The organism is Enterobacter sp. WCHEn090032 (genome assembly GCF_003986875.1).
GTDB lineage: Bacteria > Pseudomonadota > Gammaproteobacteria > Enterobacterales > Enterobacteriaceae > Enterobacter > Enterobacter sichuanensis.
In genome coordinates this window covers 1-375 of the sequence record NZ_RXRN01000069.1, presented here as the reverse complement: position 1 = coordinate 375, position 375 = coordinate 1, and the positions used below count along the sequence as shown (strand labels likewise).

The following is a 375-nucleotide window of genomic DNA, read 5'->3' as shown; positions in this document are numbered from 1 at the left end:
ACAGATTGTGAAAACCCTGCTGGGCGAGCATCAGGTCAACGTCGAGGACAAGCTCACCGGCAGCTACCGGGTGTGGGACTACTGCGTGCAGTATCAGGAGTCGAGCCTGGACTTCATCAGCCGCCTGATGGAACTGGAGGGGATTGCGTATCACTTCAGCCATGAGGCCGACAAACACACCCTCGTGCTCACCGACGCCGCCACCCAGCATCAGCCGTTCAGCGGCTACGAGGTGATTCCGTATCACCAGACGCCGTCCGGCGGCAGCACGGATGAAGAGGGTATCGGCCAGTGGGCGCTGGAGGACAGCGTCACGCCGGGGATTTACAGCCTCGACGATTACGATTTCCGCAAGCCGAACGCGTGGCTGTTCCA

The 375-nt window shown here is 60.8% G+C and carries 1 protein-coding gene; it reads left to right on the top strand.

The features are described 5' to 3' along the window. On the top strand, nt 1–375 hold a 375-nt coding region (locus EKN83_RS23250; RefSeq protein ID WP_260591357.1), incomplete at both ends, for a contractile injection system protein, VgrG/Pvc8 family.